This window comes from Faecalitalea cylindroides ATCC 27803, from assembly GCF_000469305.1.
In the GTDB taxonomy this organism is placed as follows: domain Bacteria; phylum Bacillota_I; class Bacilli_A; order Erysipelotrichales; family Erysipelotrichaceae; genus Faecalitalea; species Faecalitalea cylindroides.
In genome coordinates this window covers 1-1470 of sequence record NZ_KI271050.1, presented here as the reverse complement: position 1 = coordinate 1470, position 1470 = coordinate 1, and the positions used below count along the sequence as shown (strand labels likewise).

General features: G+C 43.9%; 1 protein-coding gene and 1 pseudogene. Both read right to left on the bottom strand.

The features are described 5' to 3' along the window. Positions 1-668: PcfB family protein (locus tag HMPREF0367_RS08960; RefSeq protein ID WP_035403511.1), on the bottom strand; the 668-nt coding region annotated here is incomplete at its 3' end. Beyond that, positions 652-1470: pseudogene (locus HMPREF0367_RS08955) on the bottom strand (relaxase/mobilization nuclease domain-containing protein); the annotation flags it as partial. The gene HMPREF0367_RS08960 and the pseudogene HMPREF0367_RS08955, both read right to left, overlap by 17 nt.

The window sequence follows — 1470 nt, the reverse complement described above, 5'->3', positions numbered from 1 at the left end:
GCCTGTGCCTTGTAACGGTCAAGTTTCTCTTTGACCGATGGCTTTTCCACTGGCTTTGCAACACCCTTATCAGATTGCGTTTCTACCGGCTCTGAGTTTTGCCTTGACAGAGGGCTTTTGTCTGTTTTGGCGACTGAGGGGTTTGCGTTTGCTCGCTCCTCTTTCTGCATTGGATTTCTGACTGCTTCTTCCATAATGATTTCACTTTTGGATTTGGTCGGCTTTTCTTTCTCAACCGCTTCACGGTCTGCGATAGCCTTCTCTGCTTCACTGACAATCGAAGCCTTATCCACCTTGCCAAGTTCAAATCTTTCAACGATACGCTGAATTTTAGAAGCGTCCTCTGCTCTTGCAATAATATCTACCGGAGTGTTCTCTCCCTTTGTGTTCTTATCTCTGAGGACACAATAAAGAACGCCATAGCGTTTTGCCTGTTCGGTAAACTTCTTCAAATCCTTTTGCGGAATGGAAAAGACTTTCAGCTCCTTGCCTGACTTAATCATATTGGTAAGCCTTGCTTTGCCCTTCGTCTTTTGTTCCTGCTTCAGAACCGATACCAAAAGCAATGCGATATTCTTCGCCGCCGAACCGCTTAATCTTGCAGCAACTTCAAATCCTTCAAGCGAAAGCCTAACGACCTGCTCTGCTGCGTCACCACCGTTGTTCATAGCGTGATTTCTCCTTTCTCTGCTGTTTTTGTTCCTCTGTTTCGATATGCTCAAGGTTTTCTTCCATAACCTTTGACCTCTCCGCAATATCCTCGCAGAGTTTTACTTCCCGTCGGAGTTTTTTCAATTCTCCATTGATAGAAGCGATTTCATCTTTTGCCGCCTGAAGCTGACCATCATCAATATTTGTTCTTATCTTTTTTCGGAGATGTGTTCTTCCGGCAATCAGATTTTTCATCTGCTCCTCTAAGGAAGTCTTATATGAAAAAAGCTGTTCGTCCGTGGAAATATTTTCTCGTCCGAGCAGCCTTACTTCATCAGTAATCTTATCGAGCTTCATCAAATCATCTTTCAAAAGATAATGAAGCCTTGCGTTATTCTGTTTCTTATACTTGGGCAGATAACCAAGTCTGTAACAGTAATACAGATACAGCCCATAAAGCCCGCCTTTCTTTTTCAGCTTCTGCCCTCTGGTCTGCATACGGTACTGTCTTGGTTTATAAGTCGCCCTCTGGAACGGCTCAATCTCTGCCCATCTGTCACGATTTTCTTTGATACGCTCTACAATCCGGTCATTGGTATAATCTGCTCCGAGATTTTTCAGTCGTATCGGCTTATCGTATCCCTTTGGAATGACCGTCCAGTATTTTCGGCTTGGACTTAGGTTATAGGCATATCCCATTTCCTTGAGAGCAAACTGAAATTCTTTCAGGGTCTTGCTGTGGTCGATAGCATAATCAATGGCTTCTTTTGCAACCGAGTAGCGTGTCGGCATACCTGCCTTTTCTTTCATCGTCAGATA